21 protein-coding genes are annotated in these 16,633 nt (G+C 38.9%); 4 read left to right on the top strand and 17 right to left on the bottom strand.

Going from position 1 to position 16,633, the window contains the following annotated elements:
* Positions 1 to 57: 57 nt before the first annotated feature.
* From ACNKW3_RS17765 to ACNKW3_RS17700, 14 genes are all read right to left on the bottom strand, one after another.
* The gene (locus ACNKW3_RS17765) at positions 58 to 954 is read right to left on the bottom strand and encodes an AAA family ATPase (RefSeq protein ID WP_427400675.1); all 897 of its coding nucleotides are present in this window, start codon (positions 952 to 954) and stop codon (positions 58 to 60) included.
* Positions 955 to 956: 2 nt separating this feature from the next.
* A complete protein-coding gene (locus ACNKW3_RS17760; protein WP_427400674.1) occupies positions 957 to 1,160 on the bottom strand; it encodes a hypothetical protein in 204 nt (67 codons plus the stop codon).
* A gap of 2 nt (positions 1,161 to 1,162) precedes the next feature.
* Complete coding sequence (locus tag ACNKW3_RS17755; protein WP_427400673.1) at positions 1,163 to 1,387, bottom strand: hypothetical protein; 225 nt, start codon at positions 1,385 to 1,387, stop codon at positions 1,163 to 1,165.
* Between the two features lie 8 nt (positions 1,388 to 1,395).
* Entirely contained in the window at positions 1,396 to 1,830 is a 435-nt protein-coding gene (locus ACNKW3_RS17750) for a Mor transcription activator family protein (RefSeq protein ID WP_427400672.1), read from the bottom strand.
* On the bottom strand, positions 1,823 to 2,356 hold the full coding sequence (locus tag ACNKW3_RS17745; protein WP_427400671.1) for a gp16 family protein: 534 nt from the start codon (positions 2,354 to 2,356) through the stop codon (positions 1,823 to 1,825). Before ACNKW3_RS17745 ends, ACNKW3_RS17750 begins: the two co-directional genes overlap by 8 nt.
* Positions 2,341 to 2,496, bottom strand: a complete 156-nt coding sequence (locus ACNKW3_RS17740) for a hypothetical protein (protein WP_427400670.1) — start codon at positions 2,494 to 2,496, stop codon at positions 2,341 to 2,343. The genes ACNKW3_RS17745 and ACNKW3_RS17740 overlap by 16 nt, the downstream gene beginning before the upstream one ends.
* A gap of 73 nt (positions 2,497 to 2,569) precedes the next feature.
* Positions 2,570 to 2,758 carry a hypothetical protein gene (locus ACNKW3_RS17735; protein WP_427400669.1) on the bottom strand — a complete coding sequence of 63 codons (189 nt, stop codon included), beginning with the start codon at positions 2,756 to 2,758 and terminating at the stop codon, positions 2,570 to 2,572.
* Between the two features lie 8 nt (positions 2,759 to 2,766).
* A complete protein-coding gene (locus ACNKW3_RS17730; protein WP_427400668.1) occupies positions 2,767 to 3,426 on the bottom strand; it encodes a DUF3164 family protein in 660 nt (219 codons plus the stop codon).
* A gap of 11 nt (positions 3,427 to 3,437) precedes the next feature.
* The gene (locus ACNKW3_RS17725) at positions 3,438 to 3,707 is read right to left on the bottom strand and encodes a hypothetical protein (protein ID WP_427400667.1); all 270 of its coding nucleotides are present in this window, start codon (positions 3,705 to 3,707) and stop codon (positions 3,438 to 3,440) included.
* 2 nt (positions 3,708 to 3,709) lie between these two features.
* On the bottom strand, positions 3,710 to 4,015 hold the full coding sequence (locus tag ACNKW3_RS17720) for a hypothetical protein (RefSeq protein ID WP_427400666.1): 306 nt from the start codon (positions 4,013 to 4,015) through the stop codon (positions 3,710 to 3,712).
* A 2-nt stretch (positions 4,016 to 4,017) separates the two neighbouring features.
* Positions 4,018 to 4,575 (bottom strand): hypothetical protein, encoded by a 558-nt coding sequence (locus tag ACNKW3_RS17715; RefSeq protein ID WP_427400665.1) that lies wholly within the window; start codon positions 4,573 to 4,575, stop codon positions 4,018 to 4,020.
* 12 nt (positions 4,576 to 4,587) lie between these two features.
* The gene (locus tag ACNKW3_RS17710) at positions 4,588 to 5,298 is read right to left on the bottom strand and encodes an AAA family ATPase (protein ID WP_427400664.1); all 711 of its coding nucleotides are present in this window, start codon (positions 5,296 to 5,298) and stop codon (positions 4,588 to 4,590) included.
* Complete coding sequence (locus ACNKW3_RS17705) at positions 5,295 to 7,439, bottom strand: Mu transposase C-terminal domain-containing protein (protein ID WP_427400663.1); 2,145 nt, start codon at positions 7,437 to 7,439, stop codon at positions 5,295 to 5,297. The genes ACNKW3_RS17710 and ACNKW3_RS17705 overlap by 4 nt, the downstream gene beginning before the upstream one ends.
* Positions 7,440 to 7,471: 32 nt before the next feature.
* Complete coding sequence (locus ACNKW3_RS17700; protein WP_427400662.1) at positions 7,472 to 7,753, bottom strand: helix-turn-helix domain-containing protein; 282 nt, start codon at positions 7,751 to 7,753, stop codon at positions 7,472 to 7,474.
* Between the two features lie 122 nt (positions 7,754 to 7,875).
* Here ACNKW3_RS17700 and ACNKW3_RS17695 point away from each other — a divergent pair, with 122 nt between their 5' ends.
* From ACNKW3_RS17695 to ACNKW3_RS17685, 3 genes are all read left to right on the top strand, one after another.
* Positions 7,876 to 8,511, top strand: coding sequence for a S24 family peptidase (locus tag ACNKW3_RS17695; RefSeq protein WP_427400661.1), 636 nt, complete (start codon positions 7,876 to 7,878; stop codon positions 8,509 to 8,511).
* Between the two features lie 637 nt (positions 8,512 to 9,148).
* Entirely contained in the window at positions 9,149 to 10,219 is a 1,071-nt protein-coding gene (locus ACNKW3_RS17690) for a toll/interleukin-1 receptor domain-containing protein (RefSeq protein WP_427400660.1), read from the top strand.
* 689 nt (positions 10,220 to 10,908) lie between these two features.
* A complete protein-coding gene (locus ACNKW3_RS17685) occupies positions 10,909 to 11,622 on the top strand; it encodes an NYN domain-containing protein (protein WP_427400659.1) in 714 nt (237 codons plus the stop codon).
* A gap of 2 nt (positions 11,623 to 11,624) precedes the next feature.
* On the opposite strand, the gene ACNKW3_RS17680 is transcribed toward ACNKW3_RS17685, so the two are convergent.
* Both ACNKW3_RS17680 and ACNKW3_RS17675 read right to left on the bottom strand, forming a co-directional pair.
* The gene (locus ACNKW3_RS17680) at positions 11,625 to 12,995 is read right to left on the bottom strand and encodes a sigma-54-dependent transcriptional regulator (protein WP_427400658.1); all 1,371 of its coding nucleotides are present in this window, start codon (positions 12,993 to 12,995) and stop codon (positions 11,625 to 11,627) included.
* Positions 12,992 to 14,392: a sensor histidine kinase gene (locus ACNKW3_RS17675; RefSeq protein ID WP_427400657.1), complete on the bottom strand. Its 1,401-nt coding sequence runs from the start codon at positions 14,390 to 14,392 to the stop codon at positions 12,992 to 12,994. Before ACNKW3_RS17675 ends, ACNKW3_RS17680 begins: the two co-directional genes overlap by 4 nt.
* 336 nt (positions 14,393 to 14,728) lie before the next feature.
* Here ACNKW3_RS17675 and ACNKW3_RS17670 point away from each other — a divergent pair, with 336 nt between their 5' ends.
* Positions 14,729 to 15,274 carry a hypothetical protein gene (locus tag ACNKW3_RS17670; protein ID WP_427400656.1) on the top strand — a complete coding sequence of 182 codons (546 nt, stop codon included), beginning with the start codon at positions 14,729 to 14,731 and terminating at the stop codon, positions 15,272 to 15,274.
* An 87-nt stretch (positions 15,275 to 15,361) separates the two neighbouring features.
* On the opposite strand, the gene ACNKW3_RS17665 is transcribed toward ACNKW3_RS17670, so the two are convergent.
* Positions 15,362 to 16,564: a glycoside hydrolase family 18 protein gene (locus tag ACNKW3_RS17665; RefSeq protein WP_427400655.1), complete on the bottom strand. Its 1,203-nt coding sequence runs from the start codon at positions 16,562 to 16,564 to the stop codon at positions 15,362 to 15,364.
* Between the last annotated feature and the right edge of the window lie 69 nt (positions 16,565 to 16,633).

Below are 16,633 nucleotides of genomic sequence, written 5' to 3'. Positions count from 1 at the left end.
CAACTCTTACAACCCCTATAAATACTGGTAGTTGTAAAGGTTGTAACAGTTGTAGCTTTAATCTATCAATGTGTAAAAAATGCGAGTATGACGCTTCTCACTTTTCCAATACACATTTTCATATTTTTCAAGTCTGCTGCGAGCCGTTTTATCATCTTTGGTGAATCCACAAGATTCCAATAAAGCTGATTTATTTAGCTCTCCCTGCTGGGTTAGAGCCTCTTTAACTTGTGAAACAAAGCTCACGTCCTCTTGGGTTAACTTAGCATCAGCAACATCACGTTCAGTTAAATTAAATGTTTTAGGGTCGATATCAAAAGCTTTATCTCGTATTGCACAGCGCTCTTTTTTGCATATCAGTAATACACCAATTCCGCTGGATAATTCAAGTTTTCTCAACTGAAACATGTTATCAACGGAGTTTCTTATATTATTACTTCCCTGATAGTTTCGACCATCTTTGTTAGAGTGATGTAGCACCACTAAAGTGCCTCCAGCTTCACGAATATCCTTTAGCTGTTCCATTGTTACCATAGCCCGAGAGTTATTATCAACATCAGTAAAATCTCGAAGAGAATCTATAATGAATATGTGATTTTCATATATTTTCCCAATAGCATTAGCTTGAAGCGCGCCAAGCAGCTCACTTGGTGACATCTCGCATTTACTCCTTTGGACATAAAGCAAGTTTGATAATGGTTCTATGAGCTGTTTATCAATTTGACGTTCTTTTAAGACCGTTAGAGGGTTATCAAAATCCAAATAAGTCACTCTTACACTTGGCAACGATGCACAGTACTTAGCAAGGGAAAAACCGAGCCAACTCTTACCGTTTCCACCATCAGCGTAAATCATGGTTATCATATTTTTAGCTAAAAAATCAGGTATTAAAAACTCAGCTTCAGCATTAAAATCAGAGGTGGTCAAAGATGATTTTTCTAAAAAATCTAACACGGTTAATCCTTCAAAAATAAGTGTAATTCTTTACGTCTGGCGAAAATAAGCGCTTTTTTCACTGCTCTTCTTTCCAGTGCCCAAATATAACTTCTATTGCAGCCACAAACTTCAGCAATATCATCTATTGATAAAACTTGCTGTGGCGCGGCATGAAGACACAGCGCAGCTAAACCAATGTCTATTTCAGGTTTAAGCGCTGCCATGCTTAATCCTCGTCTACATAATCGGTCGACGTTAGTACTAATTGAACTTGCGTTCGCTTGCCATTAACGAGCAATGTACCTAGCCATTGCTTTAATTCTGAACACTGTTCATCCTCCATATCTCTTGCCATTACGCCGATCAATGTAGCCATTGACAATGGCTGTTGGGTGACTTCGTCTAACAACATATCTTTAGGGTTATAATCTGGGTGAATTAAATCTTTCATAGGTTTACCTAGAGTAAGTTAGGTTGAATTTTTGCTAAGTATTCTTTTCTCTTAACATGTAGAATTTTATACACTTGGATCACGTTTAATTCAGGGCAGTATTTTTTGTGGATTTTCTCGATCATCCACCCTTTAAGGTGCCAAAGTTTGAACATTTCAATATTACGAAGTTCTTGTTTGAGCTTGTCTCCACGAGGCAGGTACCGCATTTCCCCTCCTTCATAGTGGGCAATCTCAGCAATTAACGTGCACGCCAATTTATAACTTTCATCTTCATCTAAGCCTTCTTTTTGCAGTCTTCGCTCAATGATCAATACCAACTCCCAAAGGTGTTGTTTGTATCGCATTTGAGCTACATCTTTGTCTGCCGTCGCTTCTGGAAGGTTTTCCAATAACAAATCAAAGTCATCATCAAAGCTAAATTCATCTTGATTGTCATTCATCGACTTCTCCAATATGAGCTTTGTAAGCTACTAAGGTTTGGTTAAAAGAAATTTCATTTTCGTCGACTTCATAGGGTTTGACAGCTAAAAGAACTTTTAGCATTTCTCGCTTATACCAGTTCTTTAGCGACTCAATAACCTTGTAGCCAGATTCATGATTTAACCACTCAGGGGATTCTATTTTTGTCATTCGTTTGACGTACTTGGCCAAAGCGTTTTCGCTACCATCCACCAAAAAACCGTGTCGATGCATTTCACACCAAAGCGCCCTAACTTTATTTACTTCTTCAAATCTTCTAGGAACGCGTGAACCTGGGCTTTTCTTTTTCTTTCCTTGCGACTTCGCTTTGGGTACATAACCCCGTTTACGCATTGCTAATAGGACGTTTTCTAATTCTTTAATTGAGCAATTTTTACAACTGGTTTTGCCATTAGTAGCCAGCGAAACAGCAGCTCTGTAAGTGTCGTCATCCAGTCCTAATTCCTTTTTGGCAATATGTATCTTGGCAATCAACGCTTGTCGCATTTGGGTAATCCTAAAAAAAAACAAACAACGGCCAATTGAGATAATACAAATATGTAAATACCAAGAAGTAAATATTCCTCTTGTAACGCAGCATCTATAACAAACAAAATTAGAACTACCAGTGTAAGTAAACGTTTCATGTCACTCTCCTTTGATTAATTAAAACGCTGATATCCAGCGCTTTAATTAATCCCCTGAAACAGGGGATAGGGTCTATTCCATCATGTTTAAGATTTGTTCCACATATCCATCCCTCACCGGAATTGTTAATTCCATTTTTTGTTCTGAGTAGTCGTCGCAAAGCTCACTTAAAATAAGGATCAAATCTTCGACGCTACCAGTAATGACAACATTCGATTGATGTTCATCGCCGTCGGCTAAAGCTGTTATATTCAGTGACATATTGCCTCCTATACCTTGGCGAAATCTAAGGGGATATTGAGATATTTACCGGATTCATCACGCACAAAAGCACGGAAATAGGTTACTGTCGTGTCGTGCTCAATAGCGTTATCAAGGGCCTCCATAGCTTTTTCCCATAAAGGATCTGGCGTTTCGAGCTCCAGACGACGTACACGTTGTAGGTCAGCTATATTGAAGTTACCTTTGGCGTCTGTTCTAAAATATTTACGGACAAACGCCTGTAAATTACGGTTTGAGCCTTTTGCCCATCCAGCAAGACATTGATCAACTAATTGCACAGCAACTACCATGTGTTCATTAGTGGTCATTCTGTCTTGCTTTGTCCGCTCGATTTTTAGTTTTCGGTCAAAGCTTGAAAGCGAAACATTTCCTTTTCTACCGCCAACTTTCACCTTGTAGATATTTTCCATTCGTTCAATATGCTGCTCGAACTTCGCTGAAAACCGCTCTTTTGCAGCTTGCATTTCATCAGCAAGCACAGCAGCATCGCGCGCCATTTCTTTCACCAACTTGTCACGAATAAGGTCATACTCCTTGATGTTACTAACGCGAATTTGATTTCCTACTTCATCTAACATGAAGCCATCTAAAGCTTTGGTGTCAGATAATTCATGCACTCGCTCGACTAACTTTTTAGTGTCTAACATGACTATTTCTCCTAATTGAATTGATTAACTTTCCAGCTAACATTGCAGCCTTTAACTCTTGCCATCATCAGATAATGACGACCTTTATTGTCGTGATTAATCACCGTTGGAAAGCCGTTTAAATGGGCTTTATCAGGGGGTGGTAAAATTTCAATATCGTTGCCAGTATCATTAACTGACAGACCAATGACTTCACACCCCAATTGGTCCAAATGAACAAGTGCTTCACTTGTCGTTTTAATGCGCGATATAAACCGCTTTTGTAAATGTGTTCTATTCATGTTTACCTCCTGTGAGGGCAGCGCATGCAGGCTTTGTAAAGCTGCACGCGTTGTGGATTGGAAGGGTTAAAGGTTTTTACCTGCTCCGACAAACAACGCTTTACAGGTATATCCCCTAATATCGGGCAAGTTACCTCAGCGCTAGTGTAAGCAGCTAAAACTTTGTCCTTGATGTTGTTTAAACTTCCTTTGTATTTTTGGTTAAGAACTTGGGATAGAGCAGCCCTTGAGATACCAAGATCCTTCTCGACTACACGTCTCCCTAATTCTTCGGTTTTGCGTTCTAGCAATGAAAACCAGTGCATCATATTTACGCCTTCTTCCTGGTCTCGGTAGCTAAAGGCATGAGACGATCTAAATTCTGATCACGCATGCCTTTCTCACTCATAACAGGGTACTTTCTACCCGTGTTATTAATTAAAAGATAAGTGTGTCCGTTGCCGGTGCGCTTGCGCATTGGGTCAGTCACCTTTACTTGTCTTACCGAAACCACATAGTTGTATTTCTGCAAATCGCTGATAAACTTTTCGACTGAGGCGCGAGAGCATTCTGCACTTGCTATAACCTCATTCACTGTGAATTTCGTTAAATATCGAATGGTTTGCCATATGCGTTGGCGGACACATACCCCGCGAGGACTCGTCGCGTTCTTGCCGGGTAAAAATGGTTTAGCATTCTCTATTTTTGAATAAACAGTCCCCTTATAACCTCGGTGCATCGAACGAACTGCACCGAGTGTTTTAAGGTGGTAAATTGCGTTTTGCGCCTGTGCTAATGAGACATCCATTTCGCTAGCCAGCTCTTTACTACTAAACGTATGCTGGTGTTTAATCCATTCCCAGCTCCTTTGGCTTAGCGTTCGCTTCATTATGAAATCCTTTTATAAATCCGCTGTCGGGAATAACATACGACCAGCCCATTGCTGAGCTGAGATCGAATCCAATCCATTCACCACACAGAACTTCTCAATACTGTTTAAGCCAACGGTTATCAGTCGAAAGTTTCCATTACTCTTTTTCAGTAACTCAGCAAGCAAGCATGGCTCAACCTCACAATGCTCAACTAACTGTTCAGCCATAATGGCAATGTCATTTTCATTTGCTGGTTGAAACTCTACATGCTGACTGATGCGTGAAAGTAACTGTGGAAGACGCTTTACCTTTTTTGGCAGCTGCTCATAACCAATTAAGATAATTGGCACATTTGCCAGGTCGTAGATGTCGCGGAGGGTTTCAAGAACTGCAATTTTTTCCGCTAAATAATCAGCTTCATCTATAAAAAGTGGGCGGTTACAAATTGCTAACTCTCTAATGATATTCGACAGCATTTTGGCCCGAGTACAATCCGTCTCAAGACCGAGTTCGGTCGAAAGCCGTTCTAAAAAAGTTCCAAGCGTGTCAGCTTTAAAACATCTAAGTAAAATCCCATCTGCTTTGGTAAACAACCAAGCCCCCGCGGTTGTTTTACCCAATCCAGCTTTACCAGAAAACATTCCCATAGCAGGGGTGCCATCTTCAGCGCTTTCGGTTAAGTTTTGATATGCATTAAACGCTTTTGTCACGTTTGCAGTATGTGCAGTTATGCTTCTCATTTGATTTCCTTTTTAAATTGAATACCAGGCTCTTCAAGTATTTTTTCTAACATCGCCGCTTGGCCTGGATAATCGCGACGATAATTTAGGAGCCAAGCTTTTTCTTCAGGGCTTAAAAAGCCCTTACATTCTCTCTTGGCGTAATAGGTGGCCTTTGCATGAACTGAATTAAACGTTGGTTCATGATTTTCTATGGCCTCTTGCAATTGGGTTTGGTCTCGCTTTTGCTTCAGCTTTTCCTGAAGATTAGAAATCTTGGTGGTGTCGACTTGAATTTTTGATTCTTGCGTGGCACCAACATCCTTAAATGCGATGGCTTCAATTTCTTCAATGCTAGATTCAAGCGAACTCAGTTTGGAATTCTGAGACTGTTTGTAATCAAGATATTTTTGCGCTGCATTAGAAATCTCTAACTTAGAGCTAATGGTGTTGATAGCATTCTTCTTGGCTTGAAGTATTGCGCGCTGTTTCTTTTTAGCCTCAACTGCATGACGATATGATATTTCACTACCTGCAATTTCGGGGTTTACAGCTTCACAGATGAATTTATTCGTAATGGTGCTGAATACTGTAATTTTGCCAATATCCTTTGGGTTCCAACGACACATAACCCGATCACCGATACAAGCTCCAAGCTCAGCGTGGATGTAGTAAGCACCATCAACTTTAACGCCCTCTTTTGTAACTGTTCTAATTCCATCACCTGGTACCGGAGCAAGTAAAATATCAAGCTGGCGTTCACTTTTTATTTTGCGAATTGAATTCTGATTTTCAGCGACAATTTCAAAAGGTGTTTTTTTCGTTTCGGAATGTGTTGAATGGTGATAAGCAAACTCAATCCACTGATTCATTTTTTGCTCAAACTCTCGAGCAGTTAGTTTTATATCAATGGCTTCGTTATCTTTTCCTTTTTCTCTCTTTTTGAGCAACCTAGATGCAAAATCTAGTCTAGAGTTAATTTTTTCACGGTCAGAAACATTGTGCCCTATATAGCCCTCAAACAGTTCTGCAACTCCGTGTGAGAACGTCCTAAAAAAGCGTTCAATGTGAGGTTTTTCCCAAGGGCTGTGAGGGTTTGTTCGATGATTATGTACTTCTAACGCATCCCAGACACTTGCGATATGGTGAGAAACATAGTCAGCACCATTATCCGTTACTGCAACTTCAGGAACTCCCCAATCCAATATTGAACTGCGAATTAGCGATGCAATACCCATCGCCGCAGAAGTAGGCCATAAAACAGCTTTTACACGGCGTGTAAACACATCAATTACTGCAATAATTGAATATCGACCATCGGTCAACATTACATCCGTTGGAGTACTATCAAACTCCCACATTTGATTGATTCTTGTGACAGATGACGATAAATCGCCCATTGCACTCATGAATGAATTTTTAAAACCAGCTGGGTTAGAAATATAGGTAAATAACGCTGGGTTCTTTTTCTTATAGTTTTTGATCCAACGTCGACATGACACCTCACTTGGAAGCTCAATGGAATCCTGGAACTCAGCTTCAATAATCTTAGCTAATTGAGGTCCTTTTATATGGGGGAATTGGGTGATTGCGCTGGTACAGTAATTTTTTAGGGATGGATTAGAATCTATTAACGTTCTACCTTTTTTCTTTCCCCAGTTATCGACTAACGCCACCAATCCTTCTTTGTCAAAGGACTGTTTCCATCTGCATAAGGTAGAAAATCCAATTTTTTTAATGTGAGTAAACTGAGATTTTAAATCCTTGTCTGAATTGAATTTGTCACAGAACCCTTTCCAAGCCATTTGCGTTGGTTCGTTACGTTCGATTTGATACTGATTAGCTAGATCGATCAATTCAACTTTTTCGATTGCTCGGTTTAACTGGCTTTGATCCATACCAGACAAAGCTTCCAAATTAAGAAGCTTTGACGACGTAACGCCATCTTGTTTTGAAATTATATTTTTAATAATTGGACTAGTTTTATTTAAACTAGTTATTAACGAATTTGTCTTAGATTTATCCTGGAGAGATTCAAGCACGTCTGCAGGTAATGAAGATTCAAAAAATAACTTCGATACACCCCCAAGGCCCTTAGTTTCTTCGAATTCCCAACACTCCTTTTTGGCACGCAATAGCACCGTTCTTTTGGTTTTTCCCAAGCATTCAGCGATTTGAGAAGCTGTGTACTTAATCATATTCTTTGCTCCTTCGGTGATTTGGAGCTTTCGTTGCGTCTACGTCCATCTTTGCGAACACCAAGAGCGTCAAAACGGCTTGGCCAAATGTCTTGCTCTTTTACACCAATGATTTCCGAGATGATTTTTTCAACTTTAGGGTAGGGCTTGTGCAATGCCTGCTGAAAAGCTGATTCATGCAATCCTCGCATGATTGAGTTTTGTCGTAGAGACAAGCCAGTCTTCTTCTTAATAGCTGCTACAACGTCAATGTTGTGCCAATCCTTTAAACGATTCATAATGGTGTAGTTTTACTTTATCCAGTAACAATATATTGCATTTATATCAAAAAATTGTGTTTTGTAAATAGAAAAAACACAAAAAATTGCTATAAATATAAAAAAATGATTCAGAGGCGCGCGTGGACAAATACGAATTTGGAAAATATTTAGAGGATTTAAGACTGACTGGAGCTCGTCTAAATAGGAAACAATTTCACGAAAAATATGGCTGGCATCAAAATTCAATCAGAGGCTATGAGTTGGGCGAGAGGTTATGTGATGTCGACTACATTTGTTGTTTAGCAATAGCTTCTGAAGCAAATTTGATAGATTTACTTTTATTAAGGCTCGAACAAGGCTTAATTCAATTCCCGCTGGAATCTGCGCCAGACGGAAGAATAAAAACAATCAATAAAGCAATTGAAAAGCTAAAACACTTTTCGAATAAATCTCCCTCAAAGCAAGATGCCAGGATAAACACCTGGAGAGATGCTGAAAGTGTTATTTTAGAAGATGAGTCAATGGAGCCTACAATTCAAAAAGGGAGTAGCGTACATCACAAAGCGTTAACCTCTAAAATCAAGGACGGACATTTGTATATAGTAGATATAAATGAATATAGAACTGTCCGCAGAGTTCATGTCTCGCCAATTAATAGGGAAGTCATCTTTAAGTGCGATAATCCCGTTTTTCACAATATCACGTTTTCAGATAAAGAAGATTACATTCAATTCATTGTGGGGAAAGTGACATCCTTTTCTACTTTTATCACTTAGGCCGCGTAGAAAAGTGCGATCCTATATTATAAAGTGTGAAATATAAGTGCGATCCAAGCGCGATCCTATTTTTAGTCTACCAGTAAAATAAAACCACTGTTTAATCGCGTTCAAACCTTATTTAAACTAGGTTTAACGATATATCACACGAATGAAATTCATCAACGCAAATTTCTCATTTCAAAGTCCATTTACAACGCTTACAACCAGCCGTCTTAAATTAAGTGATAAAACTGCGCTTCGACGTTATGCCACTGATTATCCATACAGCCCTTTAATCAAAAGGCGCGCGTCACGATCCCACCTAATACCGTTATTTCTCACTTATTCTCATATTAAATGGTTAGTTACAACATTTGACTAAAGCTATTGTTGACGCTCACATAATTTGAGAGTATCAATCAATTAAATTTAGATTTTTGCGTGCAAAAGATATCCTTAAGTTTCGTCGATTTAGCGCCGATTTATCCTTCTGTGAATTTAAAATACTACGCTGCGCTCCGTCCTGGCAGCAAAACGCGCTATACACGGCTGGAAATCATTTCTCTGGTGATAGATGGTTAAAAAGTTGCGGCTATATAATATAGTGTTATCGTTCTAGAATCGTGCAAACTAAATGACCTCAAATGGAGACAGTTTGGATACCAATAATTTTGTTTTACCCCAGAAAGTAATTTCAGCATTAAAGCGCATTAGAAATTATTATGAAACTAATGATGAGTCAATACTTTCACGAGTGATAAATTCGTCTTACGTCTTCGTAGATTATGGTGCAATTTACGATAATTGGAATGGTGGTATGCATGGACACAATGTAACACTATTCGTGCCAGAAGACGAAATGGTTCTTATTAAACTCGAAACTCAAGCTGAAGTATCAAAAAAAATTAAGGATGATCTACACAAAGTGCTTCCAAAAATTCAAGATGAATTTATTTCAGAAGTCTATATTGAGCAAATTGACGAGAATGATAGTCAGTACAGTCTGGCTGAACCAATTTCAAACCCCCCTTCTGTCAATCCTGAAAAAACAGGTCTGTGGGCTAAGGGAAAGCTTCGTGTTTTTCTCAGTCACAGAGATTCTCACAAGGCTAAAGCACATGAATTAGCTAATGCTCTGGAGCCATACGGGGTTACTACATTTGTTGCACATGATGCAATTAAGCCAATGAAGGAGTGGCAGAAAGAAATAGAAAATGGCTTAAATACAATGGAAATTATGCTCGTTTTATTGACGGAAGATTTTCATCATAGCAACTGGACCAACCAAGAAGCTGGCTTTGCTTTGGGAAAAGGTATTCCTATAATTTGTTTAAAAGTCAGCAACTGCGATCCTCAAGGGTTTATTGGTGCTCGTCAGGCTTTAAAAGTACCGTATGACGATATTTATGTGCACGCATCAGAAATTTACAAAGCACTTATTGATCATCTTGGAATGGGGAAAAGACTAAAGCAAATAATAATAGAGAGCTTTATTTCCTCTAGTTCTTACACTGATGCTATGGAAGCATTACAACGATTGAAAAGCACTATTGACTCTCTAGACGAAGCAGAATTTCGATTGATAGTTGATGGCTATAAAAAAAACAATCAACTCTATGGTTGCGCTGGTATACACACTAAACGTCTTTCTCTTATTGGATTTCTAGAGGTAACAACAGGAAAACGATTGAAAGTTGAAGGTCTTAGCCAGATTACAGAGCGTTAAATCGAGAAATACTGCGGTATTTTTTACTTACATTTAGATATCTGAAATTTTCACTTTTTAGTTTAGTTCCCAAAATTCATATGTGAATGCAGCGTTTCAATGGAAACGTGACAAATGATTTGTTTGAAGTTTTACAAATCTAACCCTTAGTGTATTTCGTGTTGATTGTCTAAAATATCATTATCATTCTTAATGCATATTAAATGGCTAATAGTTCGAGAACTAGTGTCTCAATTTCTTAATATTCCTCAGTAATTCAATTGGTAGATATTTATATTTGGCCACCCGACTATACTCAGTCTATTTAGGGATTTTAGTTAACACCGAGTTCTTACAGTACCGTTTAAATATTAAAAACTAAACTGTGCTAAACCTTCAAAAAAACTAGTTGAAAAAATTACCTTTGCTCCATTTTCATTTAAAGTCAAATTACAAAAAAACGCTAGCCAAACATTTATCTATTTGTTTGAAAGATTAAAACTTATATGTTGTTTTTAGTCCAAATCTGTTGATTTTTTCATCTGAACCATCAGGTATATTAAGGTTTTTTCTTTGTACCTACGGTGATAAAAATTTAGTTTAACAGTATCTCCATTAATACTTGAGCTTTCGTTCGGCTGTTGTTTAATGAATTTGTATTCGCAACTATTGAACATCGAAGAGTGCTAGTGAGTGTTTTGGAGGTTTAGTTGGAAGAAAAACAAAAAATTGCTTTATTTATCGACGCAGATAACGCACCAGCGGCTAAAATTGACGTTATTTTGTCGGAGTTAGCCAGATACGGGCTCGTAAACATTCGCAGGGCATACGGAAATTGGAAAAGTTCAAACTTAAAACCTTGGGAAGAGGTCCTACAAGAATTTGCGATACAACCTATTCAACAATTTGACCTAACAAAAGGAAAGAATGCAACTGACATAGCGTTAGTTATTGATGCTATGGATGTTTTGTACACTCGAGAAGTTGATACTATTTGTTTGGTTTCTTCAGATTGCGACTTTACACCTTTAGTGACCAGAGCGTTAGCGGATGGAAAGCGCGTAATAGGATTTGGAGAACGAAAAGCCCCCAAAGCATTTGTGAATAGCTGTTCTAAATTTCTATTTCTCGATGAAGAGAATAATTCTGAAAAGGTGGTAACGTCAGGCCCCACAAACATTAAAGGTGATTCCAAACTAATTAATATGCTTCGACAAGCCATAGAAGCTTCTGAAGATGACTCAGGCTGGGCAAACATGGGCACTATTGGCAAACATATTTCAAATCATGCTTCATTTGACCAACGAAACTACGGGTTTAAAAAACTAACGGATTTATTTGCGGCAATTGATTTATTTGAAATTAAGCAGACTAACACCAGTTGTACTTGGGTACGAGACAAGCGCAAGGCGAGAGCTTATTAAAATTAATCAATATCCTTTCCAATCTGATGCTTATCCAATCGATATAGAAAAGCTTTGTAGGTCATGCCAAGGAGTTTAGCAGCTTGCGCTTTATTGCCCTTGGTGTGTTCAAGGGCTTGCAATAGAAAGCTAGATTCAAGTGCTTCGAAGTTTACGCCTTCAGCGGGTAATTTAAGGTCTTGAGGCGATGTTTGGGGTGCTGATGTCTCTGCAAAATTACACAGCTCTACTTCATCTTGCAGCAACACAAAACGTTCTACCTTATTGCTGAGTTCTCTTACATTGCCAGGCCAAGAGTAGCTTTTAAGCTTTTGCTTGGTATTTTTGGAAATTTCAGGGACACTTAATGCGTATTGTTGCGCCGCTTTATTAAGCAAAAAATCGAATAACAAAGGAATATCTTCCGTTCTTTCTCTTAATGGCGGAATTTCAACAGGCACTATGTTTAGTCGGTAGTATAAATCTTCTCTAAATTCACCGGAAGCCACCATGGCGGATAAATCTCTGTGGGTCGCCGCTAACACCCTAACGTCAACCTTATATTCTTTATTATCCCCCAGAGGTAAGACGCTGCCTTCTTGTAAAAATCTCAGTAGTTTTGCTTGCAAAGATAAGGGTAATTCACCAATTTCATCTAAAAAAAGTGTACCTTTATCGGCAAATGCAAATTTGCCAATCTTGTCAGCGTTTGCACCAGTAAAAGCGCCTTTTTTCGCACCAAAGAGTTCAGCTTCCGCTAATTCAGAAGGAATAGCACCACAGTTAATGGGCACAAATCTATTATTTTTACGACTGGATAAATTATGCAAAGCGCGGGCGGCTAGCTCTTTTCCCGTGCCGCTCTCACCCGTAATTAAAACTGTTACATCAGTATTCGCTACCCGGCTAATGCGATCTTGTACTTGTCGCATTGCGTCGCTAACACCGACAAATTCCATCAGTTGATGCTGAGTCGTAAGTGCGTTGCTTAACGCATTATTTTTCTTACGTAATGAATAAGCGCGCTCAGCTTTTTCCAACGCAAGCAGCATTTCCTGACGTTGAAACGGCTTGGTGAGATAATCGTCAGCGCCCGCTTGCATGGCCTCTACTGCGTGGCTAATACTGCCGTGAGCTGTGGCCATTACAAAGCCACTTAGCGGCATATTGCTACGCACATAATTAAGAAGATCAAGACCAGACAGGGAAGGGAGCTTCCAATCACTCAATATAAGATCAAATTTATGTGTTTTTAACAGCACAATTGCAGCTTCGCAACTGTCGGCTTGTTGGATATTGTAACCAGCATTGCTAAGAATAGAGCTAATTAACTCTCGTTGCTGCTTGTCATCTTCTACTAATAAAACGTTCAGATGTTGAGGTTTAATACTCATGCATGCGTCTCCTTGGCAAACATGATACTGGCTGTACAACCACCTTGGTTATTATTTTCAAGGGTTACAATACCATTATAATGCAGTTGCACTATACGCTGCGCGATGTATAAACCCATACCAGCACCTTCAGCTTTGCTAGTAATGCTAGGCTGAAATAATTTATCCGCAATAGATGGGGATAATCCTTCACCCTTATCAATGACTTCCAATACGAAGTCTGTATCCGTTTCATATAATTTGACGTGAATCGATTCTCCATTTTTACTGGCTTCGACCGCATTGCTGAGCAAAGTAGTTACTACAGCTGCTAATTCTGTGGCAGATCCTTGTAAGCATGGTGTACCGATAACTTCAACGTCAATGGCATGCTGATGTCCCATACTAATTTGCATTACAGCATCTTCCACAACATCTTTAAGCGATAAATCTTGGGATCTATCTAAACCTGAGGTCGTTAGTAATAATAAGGATTTAATGGTCCTATCCAAGGCTGTGATTTTTTTCCTAGCCTGATTCGCCAAAAACAATCGCTCGTCTTCTGATAACTCTGCCGAGCGCATTTCGTCAATAGACAGTCCTATAGTATGCAAAGGATTACGAAGAGAATGAGCTAACCCTCGACTAATTTCACCTAGTTCAGCGAGTTGCTGTTGTTGTTGAAACTTATGTTCCATTGCTTGAAGTTGGGATAAACGCTTACTGGTCTGATTAAACTGTTGCAGCATGAGTTTGACTTCGCGCACACCGTCTTCTGCTAATACGGTATTGAATTTGCCTTGGCTAAGATTAGAAAAACCTAAAGCAAGTCGACTCAGCGGTTTAGTGACATGGCGAGATAACCAATATGCAAACAATAAACTGAGCAAGCCAAAGGCTAGGGTTGCGCCGCTTAATAATTGAAAATACCGATTCACGCTGGATTTATTATTGTCGAATTGAATCACTTGTGAACGTCTTTCTGGCCCATCTAAACTAATAACAAACACATTGCCTTCAGATTTTTCAATTTTGACTTCGTTTAACTTTCCAAAAGCGAATTCATGCTCTAATTTACCTAATTCATTTTCCATTTCTATCCGAGAGCTTTCATCCCAATTACGAATGACTTTTTTAACAAAATGCGTCTCGTATTGAGTCACTTTTTCAGTTAATTCTTGCTCAGGATCAGCTTCTTCAACTTCATCTTTCTCAGTTTTAGACTCAGCTTCTGGCATAACAAGTTCGATGACTTCGGTAGATAAGCTTAAGCTTTTGTCGGCAATTTCATCGGCAATACGCCCTTGAATAAAATATATAAAACTTAATTGCACAATAGCCATCACAATTAAAAAAGCACCTAAAAGTGTAAATACATAAGTGGCTAACGAGATGTTCTTAGCTGACCCCAATTTCATTTATCCTGCCTTCGAGATATTCTTTGACACTTTAGTTATTCAAATAATGCACCAGTTTATGTGGTTTATAACCAATTGAAAAATATATAGTTTTAAAACGTTGTGATAGCTAGATTCGAATACATTGCTGATATCAGGATATCATATCCTCATATGAGGATGTTTTTCATCTTCAAAACCAAGAAAAAATCAGCTTATAAAGCTAACTGTATGAAATAAATGAGAAATTTTAATTTGGCACAAGGCTTGTAAAAGAATTGGCGTATTAGGCAAATATGAAAGATTGCAAATTTAGCCTAAATTTCTTTAATCAAACTGTTTTACAAGGAAAAGACTATGCCACTGATTATCTTAAAGCGACTTTTCGCTATTGCGTTATTAACCACTTTCATTACTAATGCTGATGCTAGCGATGATAAGACCAAACACAAAGTATTTACCATTAAAGCAGATTCCGAAGACAGTGTAGTCATTGATGTTAAAGGTTCTGATTTGAATGCTGAAACCATAGAGTTTTCATTTGACGATCTTGAAGACATGGCCCTAGTCGAAAGTCATTTGTATCAATTAGATGAGGAAACCCGCCTAAAGGTCATGAATGTATTGGAAAATGTGCGTGAAAACTCCCCAGACCACGAAATGTCAGAAGAAGAATTGCACAAGGTCATTGTTATTGAAAACGGAAATACCATGGAATTAGACTCCGAGATGGTTACAGTTAAAGGTATGAAAGTTTTCCGTACTGGGGGTGATAAAGATTTTGTTTTTGTTTCAGGTGACGGCAAAAGTAAAATCGATGCGCTAGTTAAGCTCATTGAAAAAGCAGATTTAAGTTACGAAGATTTGGATAAACTTCAAGCGGCATTAGATGCAAAACGTTAATACGGTTCCCTGTTACTGTCATTAGATGATAGTAGTTGAGTAAGGCAACCCTATGGTTGCCTTATTTTTTTCTAAAATGGTTAAGAATTAGTTGAGGCCTTGATGAATGGCATTTAATAAATCGTTGGTTTTGGTATCACCACTGAGTTGCCAAAAAAATGCACCACCAAGCTGGCGTTCGTTAACATAGTCCATTTTAATTGAAATTGTTTTAGGGGTATCAAAACTCCACCATTCATTGTTGCAAAAGCTGTATGCTGTGCCTGTAATTTCGTCGATATTACTGCAACGTGCGATTAAGGTATTATAATTCTCAGCTCCAACTTCGTTCTTTCCTTGAGCTGGCGCGGTGGCAATACTTAAAACAGATTCATTTTTTACACCTTGCCATCCGCGACCATAAAAACCTATTCCGAGAAGAATTTTGTCAGCTGGCACATTTTGGGATAAGAGAGTTTTAATGGCGTGATCTGAATTACGTGTGGGGTCGGCGCCTTCAACGGCAAACAAAGGAGAATGAGGATAAACAGGTCCTTGCGCTTCCCAAGTGCCTGAAAAATCATAGGTCATAGGCATATAAAAATCGATGAAGGGAGCGGCTTTTCCATAATCTACGGCGTTGAGCACGGTTGATTGGGCGCCAATAGCAGTTGTTACCAAGGCGTCGTTGCCAAAACGGGTGCGTACAGCTTTCATGAGTTTGTAATAACCATCGCGACCACTATGGTCACAAACAACGCCACAAGCGTTGGGATATTCCCAATCAATGTCAATCCCGTCAAATACACCATTCCATCGAGGGTCGTAAATCATATTGAAACATGAGTCAGCAAAGGCTTCTATGTTCTTAGCGGCTTCCACAAAGCCTGGTGATAATCCCCAACCGCCCACAGACCATAGGATTTTTAGGTCTGGATATTGCTTTTTTAGCCGAACAAATTGTCCAATTACACCTTTTACAGGCGCGTCTTCATTATCAGCAACACCATCAAGGCTTTCATGGGAGTTGTATGCTTTTTTCATACTAGCTTGCGGATCAGCGATATAGCATTGTCCCTGCTCGTTAACGCCTGCAAAAGCAAATAATAAATGTGTAAGTTTGTCTGCAGCTCCGCGCTCCACCATATCTTTAACGGTGTAACCTCTTTCAGCCTCCCATGCTGGGTAGTAGCCGACGATTTTAGGCATGTTTACTGGGTGAATAACTTGCTCAGCCTTCACCAGCGTAGAGAGCAGGATGAATAAGCAAAGGAAATATATAGAAGAAAAAGAAGAAATTGCTTTAAGCATTAAGCTTGTCCTTTGAAAAATAATGGAAAATTGAAGTTTTTACTGTTTCACTTTAACATTCCACCCTTT

The organism is Glaciecola sp. 1036 (assembly GCF_050306235.1).
In the GTDB taxonomy this organism is placed as follows: domain Bacteria; phylum Pseudomonadota; class Gammaproteobacteria; order Enterobacterales; family Alteromonadaceae; genus Glaciecola.
This window is presented reverse-complemented; position numbering and strand designations above follow the sequence as displayed.

Coding starts and splice junctions, on each gene's coding strand:
- ACNKW3_RS17715 (WP_427400665.1), bottom strand. CDS start 4,575: ATGAAGCGAACGCTAAGCCAAAGGAGCTGGGAATGGATTAAACACCAG.
- ACNKW3_RS17725 (WP_427400667.1), bottom strand. CDS start 3,707: ATGAATAGAACACATTTACAAAAGCGGTTTATATCGCGCATTAAAACG.
- ACNKW3_RS17745 (WP_427400671.1), bottom strand. CDS start 2,356: ATGCGACAAGCGTTGATTGCCAAGATACATATTGCCAAAAAGGAATTA.
- ACNKW3_RS17700 (WP_427400662.1), bottom strand. CDS start 7,753: ATGAATCGTTTAAAGGATTGGCACAACATTGACGTTGTAGCAGCTATT.
- ACNKW3_RS17710 (WP_427400664.1), bottom strand. CDS start 5,298: ATGAGAAGCATAACTGCACATACTGCAAACGTGACAAAAGCGTTTAAT.
- ACNKW3_RS17665 (WP_427400655.1), bottom strand. CDS start 16,564: ATGCTTAAAGCAATTTCTTCTTTTTCTTCTATATATTTCCTTTGCTTA.
- ACNKW3_RS17760 (WP_427400674.1), bottom strand. CDS start 1,160: ATGGCAGCGCTTAAACCTGAAATAGACATTGGTTTAGCTGCGCTGTGT.
- ACNKW3_RS17675 (WP_427400657.1), bottom strand. CDS start 14,392: ATGAAATTGGGGTCAGCTAAGAACATCTCGTTAGCCACTTATGTATTT.
- ACNKW3_RS17670 (WP_427400656.1), top strand. CDS start 14,729: ATGCCACTGATTATCTTAAAGCGACTTTTCGCTATTGCGTTATTAACC.
- ACNKW3_RS17720 (WP_427400666.1), bottom strand. CDS start 4,015: ATGATGCACTGGTTTTCATTGCTAGAACGCAAAACCGAAGAATTAGGG.
- ACNKW3_RS17735 (WP_427400669.1), bottom strand. CDS start 2,758: ATGTCACTGAATATAACAGCTTTAGCCGACGGCGATGAACATCAATCG.
- ACNKW3_RS17755 (WP_427400673.1), bottom strand. CDS start 1,387: ATGAAAGATTTAATTCACCCAGATTATAACCCTAAAGATATGTTGTTA.
- ACNKW3_RS17680 (WP_427400658.1), bottom strand. CDS start 12,995: ATGAGTATTAAACCTCAACATCTGAACGTTTTATTAGTAGAAGATGAC.
- ACNKW3_RS17730 (WP_427400668.1), bottom strand. CDS start 3,426: ATGTTAGACACTAAAAAGTTAGTCGAGCGAGTGCATGAATTATCTGAC.
- ACNKW3_RS17740 (WP_427400670.1), bottom strand. CDS start 2,496: ATGAAACGTTTACTTACACTGGTAGTTCTAATTTTGTTTGTTATAGAT.
- ACNKW3_RS17750 (WP_427400672.1), bottom strand. CDS start 1,830: ATGAATGACAATCAAGATGAATTTAGCTTTGATGATGACTTTGATTTG.